The sequence below is a fragment of the Xenococcus sp. PCC 7305 genome (assembly GCF_000332055.1).
Lineage (GTDB): Bacteria > Cyanobacteriota > Cyanobacteriia > Cyanobacteriales > Xenococcaceae > Xenococcus.
In genome coordinates this window covers 34963-51706 of record NZ_ALVZ01000227.1, presented here as the reverse complement: position 1 = coordinate 51706, position 16744 = coordinate 34963, and the positions used below count along the sequence as shown (strand labels likewise).

Genomic DNA, 16744 nt, shown 5'->3' with positions numbered 1-16744 from the left:
TGAATTAATTGATTTGGTTGAGAAGTTAAACTGCCTCGAGATTTTTTTCTCCGGTACGGATACGAACAATCTCGTCTACGGGGTGAATGAAGATCTTGCCATCGCCGATTTCTCCTGTTCTTGCAGCAGCAATGATTTTGTCTACAACCATGTCTACTTGATCATCTTCGATGACAATCTCAATTTTGAGTTTTTGGAGAAACTCTACAGTATATTCAGAGCCTCGATATCTTTCAGTTTGACCTTTCTGGCGACCGAATCCTCTAACTTCAGAAACGGTCATTCCGACGACTCCAGCATTGACTAGAGCGATTTTAACTTCGTCTAACTTAAAAGGACGTATAATTGCTTCAATTTTTTTCAATTTTCAATCTCCTCATTTATGAGTTTTGTTATTGTAATCTTAGATTATATTGTGAGGTTACAACCTAAGAAAGTATTGAATTGAACGAAAAATCTTTATAAATCTAACCTAAAAACTAAAAAACTAAGAACTAATATTAAAACAACTAATCTAATATAGAGCGTAAAATGACTTTTGCTATTAATTCCCCAAATTTGCCTAATTCCCTTAATTTGGATAATATTCGCCCTCAAATCAAAGAACTACAACCCAATTTGGTAAATTGGCGACGCAGTATTCATAAAAGACCCGAATTAGGTTTTAAAGAAGAAATCACCGCCGAATTCATCGCAAAAAAGTTGCGAGAATGGTCAATTCCCCATCAAACAGGCATTGCTAAAACGGGAATTGTGGCTCTGATTGAAGGTGGAAAACCAGGCAAAGTTCAGGCAATTCGTGCTGATATCGACGCTTTACCGATTCAAGAGGCCAATGAAGTCCCCTATCGCTCTCAACATGATGGCAAAATGCATGCTTGCGGTCATGATGGACATACGGCGATCGCATTAGGAACAGCTTATTATCTTGCTCAAAATCGAGAAGAACTCCACGGCACCGTCAAAATCATTTTTCAACCCGCAGAAGAAGGACCAGGAGGAGCCAAGCCGATGATCGAGTCGGGAGTACTAGAAAATCCTGATGTCGAACAAATTATTGGGTTGCATTTATGGAATAATCTCCCTTTAGGTACCGTGGGCGTACGCAGTGGTGCCCTCATGGCAGCATCCGAACGTTTTAGCTTGAAGATCATCGGACGCGGCGGTCATGGTGCGATGCCTGATCAGACTGTGGACTCGATTGTGGTAGCATCTCAAATTGTTAGTGCTTTGCAAACTATTGTCTCGCGTAATATCAATCCTCTTGATTCAGCGGTAGTTACCATCGGTGAATTTCATGCGGGTTCTTCTTTCAATGTGATTGCAGATAGTGCTTTTTTAAGTGGTACAGTTCGTTACTTCAATCCTCTTCTAGAATCGATTATTCCCCAAAGAATTGAAAGCATTATTTCTGGGATTTGTGACAGTCATGGTGCCCGATATGACCTAGATTATCAGCAGTTATATCCCGCTACAGTTAACGATCCTCGAATGGCAGAATTAGTACGTTCTGTTGCCGAGGAAGTTTTGGAAACGCCGATGGGAGTGGTTCCTGAATGCCAGACTATGGGAGGAGAAGATATGTCTTTCTTTTTGCAAAAAATCCCGGGATGTTATTTCTTTTTGGGTTCGGCTAATCCGGAGAAGGGCTTAGCTTTTCCCCATCATCATCCCCGTTTTGATTTTGATGAAACGGTACTTGCTATGGGAGTGGAAATATTTGTCCGTTGTATCGAAGCATCCGGAAAAAATAATTAAAGATTTCCTATGGCGATCGCGATTTGTTCTGCTTTTTGACTTTTAGCACCAGGTATTTGCATAGTTTTGGTGAGATATTCACTCTGATACCTCGCAAAGTCATGGGCAATCACATCTAATAGTCTCGGGTCGTGATCTAAGACTTTGGCTATTGCCTCTTGAGGAATGGCTAAAAGCTCCGTTTCAACTGCTGTGATCATTGTTGCTCGAACCAGAGGCTCACTGAAAAATAGCGATCGCTCTCCAAAACAGTCACCTGACTGCAATTGCTCCAGAGGTGCCGCAGGACAAGATTGGAGAAATGTCTCTCTTTGCTCAAGATCAAGAATTTCTTCAGCCAATTGCTGATAAAGCGAGTAGAGAGAAGCAACTCGCTTTTCATGGGCTAAGGAGAATGCCGTGGGGCCAATATATTGAGCTAGCTCAAAAGCAACTCTTTCTACAAATTGACGCTCCAATGGAATAGGAGGGTGGGTTTTCGGTCGACGAGTGAAAACTTGAAATTTGGTTTGACCAGGAACTAATCTCAATTCTTGTTGGACGTTAACATAGCCTTGACTAACAATAAACATAGTTTTCTCCGGAAGATTATAGCTAGTTAAGGTTTCACCAGTATCAAACAATAATGACGTGGCATGTCTTAATATAATCTGATGCACTTCTGGGCTGAGGTTACGAAAAAATTCAATAGAGCTAATTAATCTAAGACGTTGATCTGAGGATGCAACCTGATCTTCGGAATTCATTCCATGACGGTTTAGAGCATACCAAACACGACGTAAAATATCGCGATCGCTATACTGTTCCGCAGCTTCATAATTTCGAGGATAGTAGAAAATTCTGTAGTTTATAAACAGTGATTCTTCCGCAAGTTCAAAGTTCCACATACTAACCTGCACTGGCTTGTCAAGATTAATGTTGGGATGAGACTGATTGAGTATCGCGTGATAAACAGTATCAATAACCTTTTGAGGATGAACTTGACCTGAAACCAGAAAATCGATTGATCTTTGAATATTCCCCTGGCCAGGGATTACTTTTACCACTTCTTCAGACATCAAACCATTAGGAATTTGCACTAATATCCCCTCTCTTGTCTGAATAGTTGTGGCTCGCCAAGTAATGGAAACTACTGAACCCTCATCATCCTGAATAATCACTCGATCTCCAATATGGAAAGGTTGATCGATTTGGAGCGCAACACCAGAAAAGAAATTGCCTAAAGTAGACTGGAGAGCAAAACCAACTACAGCAGTGATTAAGGCAGAGGTCGCAAACAGAGCAGTGATATCTTGACCAAATAATTGAAAGATAATGATTGCACAAATACCGTAGAGAAATAGCAGAACCACTAATTTCACTAAATCGGAGGCTTGTTTACCTTGAAAACGCACAAACCAAAGATTAACAATAATAAAAGAGAGAAAATTTACAATCGCAATACTGCCACAAATTAAAACAGCAACTCCCAGGAATTTCACTATAGAATTTGAGACTAAGTCTGGATTACTCCTCAAAAAACTATAAACAAAAAGCAGCAAACCCGTTAACCCAACAAGAATTAGATTTGAAGTTTTCATGAAATTATTTTAATAATTATTTAATTAGGATTAATTTAGATATAAGTTAGATCCTGGTTACTTGTCATGAGTTCTCTGTTGTTTATTATTGGCTCCTAGCTGCCGATTATTATTGTCTCCCCGTTGTTTTTTATGAGGCGACCGTTTTTGGTTTGAAAGTGCTTTCTGCAAACTTATAATTAGCCTATTAACAGATTTACTCAACTTACCCAGCTCATCAAAGCTTTCATCGGGTAATTGTAGATTCTCCACTCTATGCAGACTGACTTGTTCAACTAGATGAGAAATAGCATCGAGAGGTCTTAATATCCAATGCTGAACTATGAGGCTAACTGTTGTGTAAGCAACTAAGAAAACACTAGCAATCATGAGCAGATAGGAAAAAACTTCTTTTTGTGCTTGTTTTTTGGGAATTAATGTCGGAACGGAAATCAACCTTGTGCCCACAATTTCATTTAGTTTCCAATCAAAGCCATTATAATATCCATAGGTTTTCAGCAAACTCGGTGGGGCAACTTCTGGTTTTCCATGACATTGTAAACAACTTTGTTGCTGAACCTGAATTGGTTTAGCAACATACAGAAAATCTTCTCCCTCCATGTTGGTGCGTTCTCCAATAATTTCCTTTAATTCAGGATTTTTAATAAAAGCTTGAATCATTTCGACTTGCCATCCTTTGGCTATATTCTGACGATTAGTAGGATTGAGAACTCTTTCGGCATAGGTATATCCTTGGTATTTTTTCCCCAGACGAGCAAAAAGTTGCTGAGCAGAATATGAGGGTACAGTCTGGGGAATAAAATCTTTTGTAATTTTGTCTATGAGCAAAGGTTGAATTTCTTCTGAAGTATAGCTTCTAGCTGCGATCGCTGTACCTAGAAGTACCTCAGCTGTATGAACGGTATCTTGTCGCGCATTCCTTTTCTCCATAGTGTAGGCAGTTAAACCAGCAATCAACCACCCAGATAAGAAAATAGCAAGCACTACTGATGAGAGTCTTTTCTGTAGGTTCATAGGAGTGGAATAAATTTTAAAGAAAATACTATATATTAAAAAAATTCAGTTGCTAACCAAAATGTCTGACCACAAATCTAAATCTTCTCGAAGGCTTTTACCTCGGTATTTTTACGATAAAGAGCCGTGACATTAATCGGATTTCAGTAGTTTTTTGGTATAGGATTTTCTAAAAAAACAATATTTATATTCCTAACAGTAAAAATTATTATAAGTTAAGAATTAGTTCTGAATATTAACAAGAAAAAACACTAAGATTTCTGAAAAACAATATTAACTGGGACAGAGACAACAAGCTCTGCAAATTTTGATTAAAATCAAAATATCATCCCTCATCCCTCATCCCTCATCCCTCATCCCTTAACTATTACTATCTCCTGGAAGTATCAATTCTGCTTGTATTTCCTGATTGTTTTGAGTCGAGCCAAAAAGTTCAGGATTGACATCAGTTTTTTTAATTTTCATGCAAATTCCAAACAATAAATCAGCCAACTCATGACGAGAAAGATTATCTTTTGAGAAATTAGCTAAATCCTGTTCTAATAGCTCTAATAATTCTTTTTTTAGACCAGATAAGTCTTTTTCTAAACCTGTTTTAGTTTGGGCTATTTCCTCTCTGAGCTGTTGGTTCTGAGTCTCAAAGCGCTTAGAAACAGCATCAATTATTTGTGAATTTCTTTGGGTTTTTGTCTCAATACTTTTAGTTAACTTAGTAACTTCATTGCTAGTATTTAAGCCCAGATACTGGAGCTTTTTCTCCAAGGCATTTATCGCCGTACTTATCTCATGGGACAAGTCATTTTGCAACTGCTCAATTCTTTGTTGCTGATCCAATTTAAATTGCTCTAAATTAGACTCTAAAGATTTTACATTAGACTCTAAGTCGGTTATTTGCTTTTGATATTGTTGAAATCTACTATCGTAATCTTCGATTTGTTCGCCAAATAAGAGTTCCCGTATTTGAGTCAGATTGCCTAGTTTACGGCGCATTTCCTCGTTTGCAATCTCGGTCATTTTTGATCACCTCTCAAACACATTAATCGTTCTTGTCCTCAGAATATTATCTTAATCAATAATTTCGATAAAACCAGCATTGGTAAATCAATATCTTTTGTTAAAATTCCATATAAGTTGTAATTGTCGTATGTTTTTAACTACAATAAGTAGTAAGGCAGTACGAGCGGAGGCGGCTGTGGCGGTGGTGGTTAAAGCTTATAGAAAGAAGCACATCGAGTTCGCGTGAAACCATAACAATTTGGTATATTACTAGCAGATATAATTCGCCACTTACCTTAAACTATGTCCTCTTCGCCAACAGTCTTTCCCGAAAAATTAGCTAAAATTGTCGATCGCTTTAAACGACGGACTAATCCTAAACAGAAATATGAGCAATTACTCTGGTACGCCAAGAAATTACCAGCAATGCCAGAAACAGACAAGATTGCCGATAATAAAGTTCAAGGATGTGTTTCTAAGGTCTACATAACAGCAGCCAAGGAAGATGGCAAAATCTTGTATCAGGGAGATTCTGATGCTCAATTAGTGAAAGGATTAGTAGCTTTTTTAATTGAAGGTTTAAATGGTTTAACCCCAGAAGAAATTATTGAGGTACAGCCCAATTTCATTGAAGAAACAGGGTTGCAAGTCAGCCTAACTCCTTCTCGTGCCAATGGTTTTTATAATATTTTTCAGCTGATGAAACAAAAGGCCGCAGAACTTGTTTAACCTAGATAATTAAGAATTAATATTTGTAAAAGATGGCCAATAAAACTTTTGGGCTCAATGACAGTTTATCTAGCTACATACAATCTGTCTCCGTGCGAGAACCAGAAATCCTAGCAAAACTAAGGGAAGAGACAGCAACATTTCCCATGTCCAGAATGCAAATAGCCCCCGAACAGGGGCAGTTTATGTCGTTATTGGTACAGTTACTAGGAGCTAAAAAGACTTTAGATATTGGGGTTTTTACAGGTTATAGCTCTTTGGCTGTCGCTTTAGCCTTACCCGAAGATGGCAAGATTGTGGCTTGTGATATTGATAAAAAGTCGACTGCGATCGCGTCTCGTTATTGGCAAGAAGCGGGGGTCTCCCACAAAGTAGATTTACATCTGGCTCCTGCTTTAGAAACCCTGGATAAATTGATCGCAACGGAACAAACCAATAGTTTTGATTTTGCTTTTATTGATGCGGATAAGAGAAATTATGATAACTATTATGAAAAATGTTTAGAGTTGCTTCGGCCTGGTGGTTTAATCGCGATCGATAATGTCCTATGGTCTGGAAGAGTCGCCGACCCGAATGATAGTGACAAGCGAACCATTGCGATTCGAGAATTTAATCATAAGTTGCATCAAGATTCTAGGGTGAACCTTAGTTTAATCCCCATTGCTGATGGCTTGACTTTGGCCCTAAAACTATAAGTTGGGAAAAAGGATAAAAAAAGAACCACCTATCAATCATGGGAAATGAATTAGTGGTTCGATTCAGAATTTGAACTCTCCATCTATTACTTAGGAAAAACCTATGGTTTTTATGCGTTCCTTAATATTTGTTTACATTCAGTTCTGGAACAAAACTACGAGAGATTATTGCTTATAGCCGAAGAAGTCAATACGGTAGTCTGTGATGCTGACTCCTGTTTGCTCTTCGATCTTCTTGAGCAAATCTTCTGGCAAGGTAACATTCACATCAATAATCTTGTCCGAATCGAGACAATTAACATGGCTATGAGAGTAGCTGATATTTCCGTAGAGTCGCCCGTCGGATTTTTCTACACATTCGATAATCCCCTGACCAGACAATGCTTCTAGATTCTGGTAAACTGACGTGTGGCCGATTTCTTTTCCTTCTTGGTTTAAAAGATCATAGATTGCTCTGGCGGAAAGATGTTCTTGTTTTTCCCACAGCAATTCTAAGACATAGCGTCTTTGACGACTGACTCGCATCCCCAATTCTTGGCAACGAGCGATCGCTTGGTCAAAGGAAGTAATTGGCTTGATATTTGCCTCTGATTGTTTCATAGATGAGGCTGCCTAACTAATACATACTCATTACAACTTCATATTAACATAACCCTAAAGCGACGTCTTGCTTTTAGTTGTTATATCAAAGAGGAATATAGTTTGATGACTGTCAATATTAACCTAGATACGAATATTATTGATAGTTTAGATTTATCTTCTATCAAAAAAATGATCGCAGAATTGCCCTCTGATAAGGCGATCGCAGAATATGAACAAAAACTAAAATTTACGATTAACTACCAATTATCAGAAACAGATCCGAGGGAATTGTCAGAAGTCCCTGAAATTAGACTATGGTTTGTGCGTTTAGACGGCATGTATCCTTGGCTGCCTTTTCTTTTAGATTGGAAAACAGGAGAATTAGCACGTTATAGTGCTATGTTAGTTCCCCATCAGTTTAGTCGTAGTGAAGGTATTATTTATAATCCTGAAGCTCTGGAAATTTTCGTGATGCAAAAAATATTTATCCTCTCTGATTGGCTAGGCGAACGAGATATTCCTAGTAATTTTCGCCTGAAATCTTTTGCTAAGTTATTTGGCTATGAAATCGATGATACGTTTTTCGATTCTTTAAAATAAAGCGAGTTGTTTTACCCATTACCCATTACCCATTACTTATTGCATTCGATCAATAGTGCGATATTGGATTGCTTCTGCTAAATGAGAAGTTTGCAAGTTGTCATCCCCAGCAAGATCGGCAATTGTCCGGGATACTTTGAGAATTCGATCCATTGCCCTAGCGGATAAGCCTAACTTCCAAATTGCGCTTTCTAGCAAATTACGACTGCCATCGTCAAGTTGACAAAAATCTCTGAGATGATGCGATCGCATTTCTGAATTACAGCTAACTTGACCATCCTTGGCAAATCTTGCCCGAGCGCGAGCGCGGGCAGAAATAACTCGTTCCCTGACCAATTGGGAATTCTCCCCTGTGATTTTACCGGTCATTTCTTCAGCTTTAAGGCGACTCACCACAACCTGCAAATCAATGCGATCCATCAAAGGTCCCGAAAGCTTAGCCCAATATTGCGTCCTTTGGCGAGGGGAACAGGTACAAGATTGGATGTCATCACCAAAATAACCACAGGGACAAGGATTGGTACTCGCAACTAAAGTAAACTGAGCTGGAAATTCTACCGATTGACGAGTTCGCGAGATCGTTACTTGACCGTCTTCTAGGGGTTGACGCAGATATTCCAAGACATTGCGCTTAAACTCAGTTAGTTCATCGAGAAATAATACTCCTTTATGAGCCAAAGAAATCTCTCCAGGACGAGGAAAACTTCCCCCACCCACCAGAGAAGGCCCTGATGCCGAATGATGGGGACTGCGAAAAGGTCTAGTCGTGATCAATGAGCCTTTATCTTTTAATAATCCCGCCACGGAATGAATTTGGGAGACTTCCAACGCTTCTGAGAAATCAAGACATGGTAGAATGCCTGGCAACCTTTTAGCTAGCATAGTTTTCCCACTACCTGGAGGGCCAACAAAAATCAAATTATGTCCTCCTGCCGCGGCAATCTCTAAAGCCCGTCGGGCATGTACCTGCCCTTTGACATCTTTGAGATCGAGATAATACTTACTAGACTGGGACAATTTTGCTGTAGTATCGACTTCTACAGGTTGATATTTTTCGGGATTATCTAAAAACCTTACTACCTCAGTTAAATGCTGAAAACCATAGACCGAAAGATCTTTGACTACTGCGGCTTCTTGAGCATTATTTTCGGGGACAATCATGCCAGAAATGCCGAGTCGAGATGCGGCTGCGGCGATCGGCAGCACTCCTGCCACTGGTCGCAAACTACCGTCGAGGGACAACTCACCGAGAAATAAATAATCTCCGAGTAAATAGGCATTGACCTGTTCTGAGGCGGCGAGCACTCCGATCGCGATGGGGAGATCGAAGCTAGGCCCTTCTTTGCGTAAATCCGCAGGGGTCAGATTAACAACAATTTTTCTGACGGGAAAAGCAAATCCGGCATTTTTAATCGCCGCTTTGACTCTTTCTTTAGATTCTTGAATCGCAGCATCAGGCAAACCCACGACAATGGTTTTGGGTAGACCACCTGAGACATCGACTTCCACTCCAACTTTTACCGCATCAATTCCGACAATCGCCGAACTCCAAATCCTAGCTAGCATGAATGTTTATTTAGTGCTTTTATGCTAGTATATGCTCTGAGTTATTCATTATCTAACCGCAAATCCACTAATATTTGTTTTGATATTTTGAAAGAGTTGAAAAAGAATAAAATGGAAGAATAATCAACGATAGATTTAAAAGTTATATGTTCGCCGTTATTTCTCCAGAAAAAATTGAAATACCACCAGGCTCAGTGTTTCAAGTAATTGGTGATTGGGCTGATTATGAGGCTCTAACTAAGCAATTAGAAGATAAATCGCTTCCTCGTTTGAAATATCGTCCTGGAGAAATTTGGTTAATGAGTCCTTTACCCGAACACGGACGCAACGCTAGTCTAATTGCAGACACAATTAAGGCCATATTGGATCATCTAGAAAAAGAATATGAATCCTTTACTCCCATAACTATGAAATTGCCGCAAAAAATCGGTATTGAACCAGATTACTGTTTTTATATTGATAATTGGCGAGTGGCTTCAGGAAAAAAAAGAATTAATTGGGAAGTTGAACCAGCGCCAGATTTAGTAATTGAAATTGATATTACCAGCTATACGGATATTAAAGATTATTTGCCCTATAAAGTACCTGAAGTTTGGTTGTTTAAAAGCGATCGCGTGACTATTTATCATTGGGAAAATGGTAGTTATACGGTAAAAGATTTCAGCCGCTATTTTCCTAATTTAGCTATTTTAAATTTGATTGCAGATTGTTTTCATGTTGCGGCCAATCGGAATACTAGTACTGCTATTCGGCAATTACGCCAAAAGTTAAACGAAAATCAAAATTCAGATTAAATGTTTGTAGTTGCGATTTTAGGTGTTGCTGAATTCAGATATTAATTTATCTCACGCAAAGGCGCAAAGACACAAAGGAAAAAGCATCGAAACTAGGGTCTTCTTTACGTAAATTGGCAGGAGTCAGATTAACGACAATTTTTCTGACAGGAAAAGCAAATCCTGCGTTTTTAATTGCTGCTTTGACTCTTTATTTTGATTCTTGGATTGCAGCATCAGGTAAGCCAACCACGATGGTTTTCGGTAGACCTCCTGAAACATCTACTTCTACTCCGACTTTAACTGCATCAATCCCGACAATCGCCGAACTCCAGATTATAGCTAGCATGAATGTTTATTTAGGGTTTCATTGTCAGTATAGGCTCTGGGATAGTAACTATCTGACCGCAAATCTACTAATATTTTTGATGATCGATGATTAATCTTTAACTCTTGAACCAAGCTCAAAATTAAAATTATCTAGAGTTAAGATTCTTTGATTAGAATTCATCAAAATCTGTAGTTAATTACCCGGGCTTTTAATAATACATTACATCTTAGATAACCAAATAATTAAGTATTTATATAAATTTTCATAATCTTTATATTTCGCAACTTTCATCGTTGCCAAGTTGGGTTAGATTAGAGCAGGCTATCTCTGGGATCGCTTATCAGTACTAAGATATAGGCCCTAGTGAAGTTACGTAACAGTATATATTGAAGCTTATGTTCATAGATCCTATATTAATCCAATCAGCTAAAAGAATTTACCGTACTTATTGTGATTCACGCGCTCAGGTTGGGAGAAAACCCTTAGGGGTTGCCCTGAATAAGGAAACATTGAAAGGTCAATTGATATTTGGCGAACGACCGATTCTCTTGCCAGGAGAATGCTTTATTAATATTAATCAAATGGAAGCAGAAGTTTATCCTTAAAGTTAGGGTTTGATTGTAAAATTATGGGGTTTTAGACTAAAAAAGGGGAATTGTTAACATAGCCCTTATTTTATAGTTATTTATTATGGAAACGCTGGTTTCAGCGATCGCAAATACTTTTGTTTTTATTGTTGGCGCTTGCATCGGTAGTTTTTTAAACGTAGTTGTCTACCGAATACCAGCCGGTTTGTCGTTGATTCATCCGCCTTCTCGTTGCCCCCAATGTCAACATCGATTAGGAAAAACTGAAAATGTTCCGATACTTGGTTGGCTATGGTTGCGCGGACGATGTCGTTGGTGCAAAACGGCGATTTCCCCTCGCTATCCAATTGTAGAATTCGTTACTGGTTTACTATTTTTAATAGTTTTCTGGCGTTTTGGTTATACGATTCAAACCATTGGTTATGCTATGTTTTTAAGCTGGTTATTGTCTTTATCTTTAATTGATTTAGATACTATGACCTTACCTGCTTCCTTAACTAAGTCAGGACTGTTGGTGGGGTTAGCGTTTCAAGTCATTGTCGGTTGGCACGATGGAGGTAATATCGCAGGCATTGCCCAACAGCTCATGCTAGGTATTGGAGGTGCGGTATTGGGTATTTGGCTGTTAGAAACGATTAGAATTGTCGGCTCACTTGTCTTGCAGCAAGAAGCCATGGGAGATGGGGATAGTAAACTAATGGCAACCATTGGAGCTTGGTTGGGCTGGAAGCTAGTTTTGGTTTCGAGTTTTTTAGCTTGTGCCTCTGGTGCAATTATTGGTGGCGGGGCGATGTTGTTTGGCATATTGGGACGGAAACAGGCAATGCCTTTTGGCCCTTTTTTAGCTTTAGGAGGTGCGATCGCCCTTTTCTATGGTCATGAGATCGTTACCTCTTATATCAATTTATTGGTCATTCCTTAAGTAAAGTAAAATACTTGGTTTTCCCCTAAGTCCTATAATCTATTAAAGAACAAACTTTAAGAATAGTGGATTATTGTTGAATCGTGAAGATCACTAAATTTATAGTAGGGCTTATATTAGGAATATTTATCCTTATTACTCCTTTTAGTCAATTTCAGTCTTCTCCTGTCGAGCCGTTACAGAATCTGGCAGTACAGCTAGACGGTAGAAAAAAACCTTTAGATACTGTAGCACGGGAAACTGTGGCGCAAATTCACGGGAAGAACAGCTATCAAGCTACTAACGGAGATAAGCTTGATTATTTGAATACCTATCTCTCATTATGGTTCAATAATCGCAATTGGAACGATGAGCCAATAATTTTATTTAACTATCGTCCGCTCAAAGAAACCTTAGGACTTAATCCAGACGAGAAGTATTTTAGTTTTTCGGAATTAATAGAGTCAGATTTGCGAGAATTTCTGATTGCAATTAAACAAAAACAAGCAGCGGGAATCGACTTAAATCGCGATGAAACTGAAGCAATCACCATTGAACAAAGAATGGCTTTGGTAGTTTCTACTGTGGGCATAGATAGACTTCCTCTTGTTCCCCATCCCAATGATATTAATGGAGCTTGGGCATCAGTAGAAGATGCTGGCCAATATTACGACGGGGATGCGGTAGCCCAAATTCAAACTACCTACAATAAACTCAAACAGACTTACCGCAACTCGCCTCAAGATGAAATTGGTTTAGGTCAGATTGCGGCTAGGTTCCAAACTGAATTAGCGAGCCTCAGTCCTGATGTTTATCCTGAGACAGCTGTTGTCAACCGAGAAGTAAGGTTTTATGGATTACATCCTTTTGCCAAGGCTTGGATGATCTATGCTTTAGGCTTTTTGATCATGTTATTGGTGTTGCTGTTTAAATCCTTTGATTTTTACTGGGGCGCGATCGGTGTATTCAGTACTGGGTTAATAATTCATGCCTATGGCTTCTGGGAAAGAATGCAGATTGCAGGTCGCCCTCCTGTGACTAATATGTATGAGTCGGTGATTTGGGTCGGTTTTGGGATTTCTGCGATCGCACTACTGTTTGAACTCATCTATCGTGCGAAATATTATCTCCTCGCAGCCGCTCCATTATCAATAGTCTGTCTAATTTTGGCCGATAGTTTACCTGCAATTCTCGATTCTTCAATCCAGCCTTTAGTTCCTGTCTTACGGGATAATTTCTGGTTGAGTATTCATGTACCAACGATTACCCTAAGCTATGCCAGTTTTGCCCTTGCTTTAGGTTTGGGTCACATTATTTTGGGACATTATCTATTTGCACCCCAAGCTAAGGAGAGAATTCGCAACTTATCGAAGTGGAATTATGGAGTTGTGCAAGTAGGAGTTTTGTTATTAACTACTGGCATCATTCTCGGCGGAATCTGGGCGCATTACGCTTGGGGTCGTTTCTGGGGCTGGGATACCAAGGAAACTTGGGCTCTAATTGCTCTAATGTGTTACGTTGTGCCCCTCCACGGTCGTTTAGTGGGTTGGTTAGGTGATTTTGGTATGACTATTACCAGTGTTGTTGCTTTTAATGCGGTGCTGATGGCTTGGTACGGTGTAAATTTTGTGCTGGGCACGGGATTACATAGTTACGGTTTTGGCAGTGGTGATTCTGTGATGACTGTCGCTTCTGTTGTCGGAATAGATCTATTATTTGTATTAGTTGTTGCAGCGAAATACAAAGGATGGTTTAGTTCTGAAGAGAAGAAAGAGTTACCAGTTGCTAAACAATCAGAGCTTATAACTGATAATTAGTATCGTTGTTAAAGGGGAGATAGGGATTAGAGTTATTGCATTACTACCATATGTAAAGTACTTAAAATCTCAGTCTTCTCTCTAGCTTTACTTTCAAAGATATATTGAGCAAAGAAGCCAATGAAATCCTGAATTTGCAGAAGAATTTGAGAACGGTTATGCCAATTTCAAAATTCGGGTTATGTTACGTCAGGCTCTTAAAAAAGCAGTGCTAACTCAAGAAGAGGTAGCAAATTGCTTGAGTATAATAAAAAAAATCGGCTTTCTTGGTACCGCTTACGAAGCCACCGTTAGAGCTTAATTCTGGTAATGAAACCGACAAGATACAATCATAATGTTATCTTCCATTACTTTATAAACTAATCGATGTTCAGTATTGATGCGTCGTGACCAATAACCTGAGAGATTTGCTTTTAAAGGCTCTGGTTTGCCGATGCCATCAAAAGGACTCCGCTGAATATCTTTAATCAGAATGTTAATTTTTTTCAACAATTTCTTATTAGTCTCTTGAAACCACAAATAATCAGCCCATCCAGCTTCTGTAAATGTAAGTTTCATTCTTCAATTAGCTTTCTCTCAATAACTTTGCCAGCTTCTGCCGATTTAATTGAACGAAGAAGATGGGCTGCATTAGCAGGATTTGACAATAGATAAAGTGTTTCTTGCCATGCGGTAAATTCATCTAAAGACATCAAAACAGCTCGACTACCTTTATCGTTACAAAGAATGGTCGGTTGAACATCTGCAATAACTTTTTCGATCAAGCCGTCTAAGTCCTCTCCTGCCTTTTTAGTTGTCATTGCGTCCATTCCATCCTCCTTTCATTGGTTAGTCTTTGTAGATTAATTAATTTGGACTTATATGTCTTCTTTTTATTTAATTAAATATTTATTATTTTAGCTTTTAATATAGAATATATTGTAAATCTGAGAGCTTTTAATATTTTGAGTTTCGCTCATAGGCTTGATTCTAGCTTATGTCTTTGAAATAATGCTCACTTTTACAACATCTATCATCCAGTTGATGATCGCGTATAAGCCTCTACTGCTTCAAAACTAGTAAAATTAAATTGTGATGACCAAATCATTCTTAAACTACAAATATCTATGGCAGAACTATTACAAAAAGCGATCGCACTAAGCAATACATTTCGCGATCTCCAAATCAAAAATAGGGACGGGCAGTAAACTGAAAATAACTACAAATTCAAGATTCCTGCCCTATGTTTGGTTTCAACGATCAGCTGAAAATATGATTGATAACTGTTAACTAACAACTAAAATCATCGCATGGTGACAAATTCTTCTGCTGAACTCGGATGAATCCCGACGGTAGCATCAAAATCAGCTTTAGTCGCACCCATCTTAACTGCGATCGCGACTCCTTGAATAATCTCCGCTGCACTATCGCCAACCATATGGGCACCCACAATCTTATCTGTATTGCCATCAACAATTAACTTCATTAAGGTTTTCACTTGCATATTGGGCAAAGTGTAATACATCGGGCGGAATTTACTACGATAGATTTTTACCGCATCACCATATTTTTCCCGAGCTTCGGCTTCGGTCAACCCCACTGTAGACGCTTCCGGTGTTGTGAAAATCGCTGTGGGAATATTGTCATAGGCCATCTGTTGAGATTTACCACCAAAATGGGTATCGGCAAAAGCTCTACCTTCTTGAATCGCCACAGGAGTTAGATTAATGCGATCGGTACAATCTCCCACCGCATAGATATGTTCTTCGGCAGTTTGACTATATTTATCAACGGCAACCGCGCCATTAACTACTTCTACACCAGTATTTTCTAACCCTAAATTCTCTAAACGGGGTTTTCTTCCTGTTGCAGCAAGACTAATACTATCGGCCACAATAGTTTCTTCGCCTTCTTCTCTTGTTACTTTAATCTCTAAACCAGCATCAGTTTTGGTAATGGCCATATCCTGCACATTGTTCAGAACATTAATCCCATGATCTTGCATTTGCGATTGGATTTCGCTGCGAATATCCTCGTCAAAACCACGCAAAATCTTGTCAGCGCGAATAATTTGCGTAACGTCAGAACCCAAGCCCTTCAGAATACAAGCAAACTCAGCACCGATATAACCACCACCTAAAATGACAATATGTTTTGGTTGCTCTTGGACATGGAAAATTTCGCGAGAAGTAATAGCATGTTCTATGCCAGGAATACTATCTGGTTTCACAGGTTTTCCACCAACGGCAATTAAAATCTTTTCCGCAGTTACTTTCTCTTCACCGATCGCGATGGTATGGGAATCGATAAAAGTCCCATGACCTTCGTATACTTTCACCTCAGATTTATCCAGCATTTTTTGATAAATGCCATTGAGGCGATCGACTTCGTTATTAACTGCTGTGATCATGGTTTTCCAGTCAAACTGACTTTCTCCCACAGTCCAACCATATCCAGATGCCGCTTGAAAAGCTTCGGGGAAATGGGAAGCATAAACCATTAACTTTTTGGGCACACAACCCCGATTGACGCAAGTTCCCCCCAAACGATCAAATTCTACTATGCCAACTTTAGCCCCATATTCTGCGGCACGTCTTGCGGTAGCAATACCACCAGAACCAGCGCCAATCACGAATAAATCAAAATCATAACTCATTTTTTATATACCTCAGTCTAGTGTCCGCTACGCGGAATTCATTACTTAAATAAATGCTAAATAATAAGTGTTGCCTTACTACTTATGACTTGTTTAGGAAGGGGAAACTGGAGTTGTGACCTGAAGAGACAATTTTTAGTTTCTAATCCCCAGTTCCCAATCACTAATTACCAATCATCT

General features: G+C 39.1%; 17 protein-coding genes and 1 pseudogene. 8 read left to right on the top strand and 10 right to left on the bottom strand.

Annotation, left to right across the window (positions count from 1 at the left end):
• Positions 1-25: 25 nt before the first annotated feature.
• Positions 26-364: a P-II family nitrogen regulator gene (locus XEN7305_RS22990; protein ID WP_006511933.1), complete on the bottom strand. Its 339-nt coding sequence runs from the start codon at positions 362-364 to the stop codon at positions 26-28.
• Between the two features lie 167 nt (positions 365-531).
• Between XEN7305_RS22990 and XEN7305_RS22985 the strand changes: the two genes are divergently transcribed.
• On the top strand, positions 532-1758 hold the full coding sequence (locus tag XEN7305_RS22985) for a M20 family metallopeptidase (protein WP_006511932.1): 1227 nt from the start codon (positions 532-534) through the stop codon (positions 1756-1758).
• Here the strand turns inward: XEN7305_RS22985 and XEN7305_RS22980 are convergent.
• The 3 genes from XEN7305_RS22980 to XEN7305_RS22970 all read right to left on the bottom strand — a co-directional run bounded on the left by XEN7305_RS22980 (position 1755) and on the right by XEN7305_RS22970 (position 5366).
• The gene (locus XEN7305_RS22980; RefSeq protein ID WP_006511931.1) at positions 1755-3338 is read right to left on the bottom strand and encodes a mechanosensitive ion channel domain-containing protein; all 1584 of its coding nucleotides are present in this window, start codon (positions 3336-3338) and stop codon (positions 1755-1757) included. The genes XEN7305_RS22985 and XEN7305_RS22980 overlap by 4 nt on opposite strands.
• 57 nt (positions 3339-3395) lie before the next feature.
• Complete coding sequence (locus tag XEN7305_RS22975; RefSeq protein ID WP_238569027.1) at positions 3396-4322, bottom strand: DUF3365 domain-containing protein; 927 nt, start codon at positions 4320-4322, stop codon at positions 3396-3398.
• Between the two features lie 390 nt (positions 4323-4712).
• The gene (locus XEN7305_RS22970) at positions 4713-5366 is read right to left on the bottom strand and encodes a hypothetical protein (protein WP_006511929.1); all 654 of its coding nucleotides are present in this window, start codon (positions 5364-5366) and stop codon (positions 4713-4715) included.
• 285 nt (positions 5367-5651) lie between these two features.
• Here XEN7305_RS22970 and XEN7305_RS22965 point away from each other — a divergent pair, with 285 nt between their 5' ends.
• Together XEN7305_RS22965 and XEN7305_RS22960 are read left to right on the top strand one after the other, a co-directional pair.
• A complete protein-coding gene (locus tag XEN7305_RS22965) occupies positions 5652-6077 on the top strand; it encodes a SufE family protein (RefSeq protein ID WP_006511928.1) in 426 nt (141 codons plus the stop codon).
• Between the two features lie 32 nt (positions 6078-6109).
• Entirely contained in the window at positions 6110-6772 is a 663-nt protein-coding gene (locus XEN7305_RS22960; protein WP_006511927.1) for a class I SAM-dependent methyltransferase, read from the top strand.
• A 165-nt stretch (positions 6773-6937) separates the two neighbouring features.
• Here the strand turns inward: XEN7305_RS22960 and XEN7305_RS22955 are convergent, their stop codons facing one another.
• Positions 6938-7372: a Fur family transcriptional regulator gene (locus XEN7305_RS22955; protein WP_006511926.1), complete on the bottom strand. Its 435-nt coding sequence runs from the start codon at positions 7370-7372 to the stop codon at positions 6938-6940.
• Positions 7373-7477: 105 nt separating this feature from the next.
• Here XEN7305_RS22955 and XEN7305_RS22950 point away from each other — a divergent pair, with 105 nt between their 5' ends.
• The gene (locus XEN7305_RS22950; RefSeq protein WP_006511925.1) at positions 7478-7954 is read left to right on the top strand and encodes a CRR6 family NdhI maturation factor; all 477 of its coding nucleotides are present in this window, start codon (positions 7478-7480) and stop codon (positions 7952-7954) included.
• Between the two features lie 36 nt (positions 7955-7990).
• Here XEN7305_RS22950 and XEN7305_RS22945 read toward each other — a convergent pair whose 3' ends face one another.
• Complete coding sequence (locus tag XEN7305_RS22945) at positions 7991-9520, bottom strand: YifB family Mg chelatase-like AAA ATPase (protein ID WP_006511924.1); 1530 nt, start codon at positions 9518-9520, stop codon at positions 7991-7993.
• A gap of 146 nt (positions 9521-9666) precedes the next feature.
• Between XEN7305_RS22945 and XEN7305_RS22940 the strand changes: the two genes are divergently transcribed.
• Positions 9667-10314 carry a Uma2 family endonuclease gene (locus tag XEN7305_RS22940; RefSeq protein ID WP_006511923.1) on the top strand — a complete coding sequence of 216 codons (648 nt, stop codon included), beginning with the start codon at positions 9667-9669 and terminating at the stop codon, positions 10312-10314.
• 85 nt (positions 10315-10399) lie between these two features.
• Here XEN7305_RS22940 and XEN7305_RS30425 read toward each other — a convergent pair.
• Positions 10400-10642: pseudogene (locus XEN7305_RS30425) on the bottom strand (magnesium chelatase domain-containing protein); the annotation flags it as partial.
• A gap of 377 nt (positions 10643-11019) precedes the next feature.
• On the opposite strand from XEN7305_RS30425, the gene XEN7305_RS22930 reads away from it, so the two are divergent.
• The 3 genes from XEN7305_RS22930 (at position 11020) to XEN7305_RS22920 (ending at position 13929) form a co-directional block, all read left to right on the top strand.
• On the top strand, positions 11020-11229 hold the full coding sequence (locus tag XEN7305_RS22930) for a hypothetical protein (protein WP_006511921.1): 210 nt from the start codon (positions 11020-11022) through the stop codon (positions 11227-11229).
• Positions 11230-11314: 85 nt separating this feature from the next.
• On the top strand, positions 11315-12133 hold the full coding sequence (locus XEN7305_RS22925) for an A24 family peptidase (protein WP_006511920.1): 819 nt from the start codon (positions 11315-11317) through the stop codon (positions 12131-12133).
• A gap of 83 nt (positions 12134-12216) precedes the next feature.
• Complete coding sequence (locus tag XEN7305_RS22920) at positions 12217-13929, top strand: cytochrome c biogenesis protein (RefSeq protein ID WP_006511919.1); 1713 nt, start codon at positions 12217-12219, stop codon at positions 13927-13929.
• Between the two features lie 297 nt (positions 13930-14226).
• Here XEN7305_RS22920 and XEN7305_RS22915 read toward each other — a convergent pair whose 3' ends face one another.
• The 3 genes from XEN7305_RS22915 to gor all read right to left on the bottom strand — a co-directional run bounded on the left by XEN7305_RS22915 (position 14227) and on the right by gor (position 16564).
• The gene (locus XEN7305_RS22915; RefSeq protein WP_006511917.1) at positions 14227-14487 is read right to left on the bottom strand and encodes a Txe/YoeB family addiction module toxin; all 261 of its coding nucleotides are present in this window, start codon (positions 14485-14487) and stop codon (positions 14227-14229) included.
• Positions 14484-14738: a type II toxin-antitoxin system Phd/YefM family antitoxin gene (locus XEN7305_RS22910; RefSeq protein WP_006511916.1), complete on the bottom strand. Its 255-nt coding sequence runs from the start codon at positions 14736-14738 to the stop codon at positions 14484-14486. The genes XEN7305_RS22915 and XEN7305_RS22910 overlap by 4 nt, the downstream gene beginning before the upstream one ends.
• A gap of 473 nt (positions 14739-15211) precedes the next feature.
• Positions 15212-16564 (bottom strand): glutathione-disulfide reductase, encoded by a 1353-nt coding sequence (gene gor, locus XEN7305_RS22905; RefSeq protein WP_006511915.1) that lies wholly within the window; start codon positions 16562-16564, stop codon positions 15212-15214.
• Positions 16565-16744 lie beyond the last annotated feature (180 nt).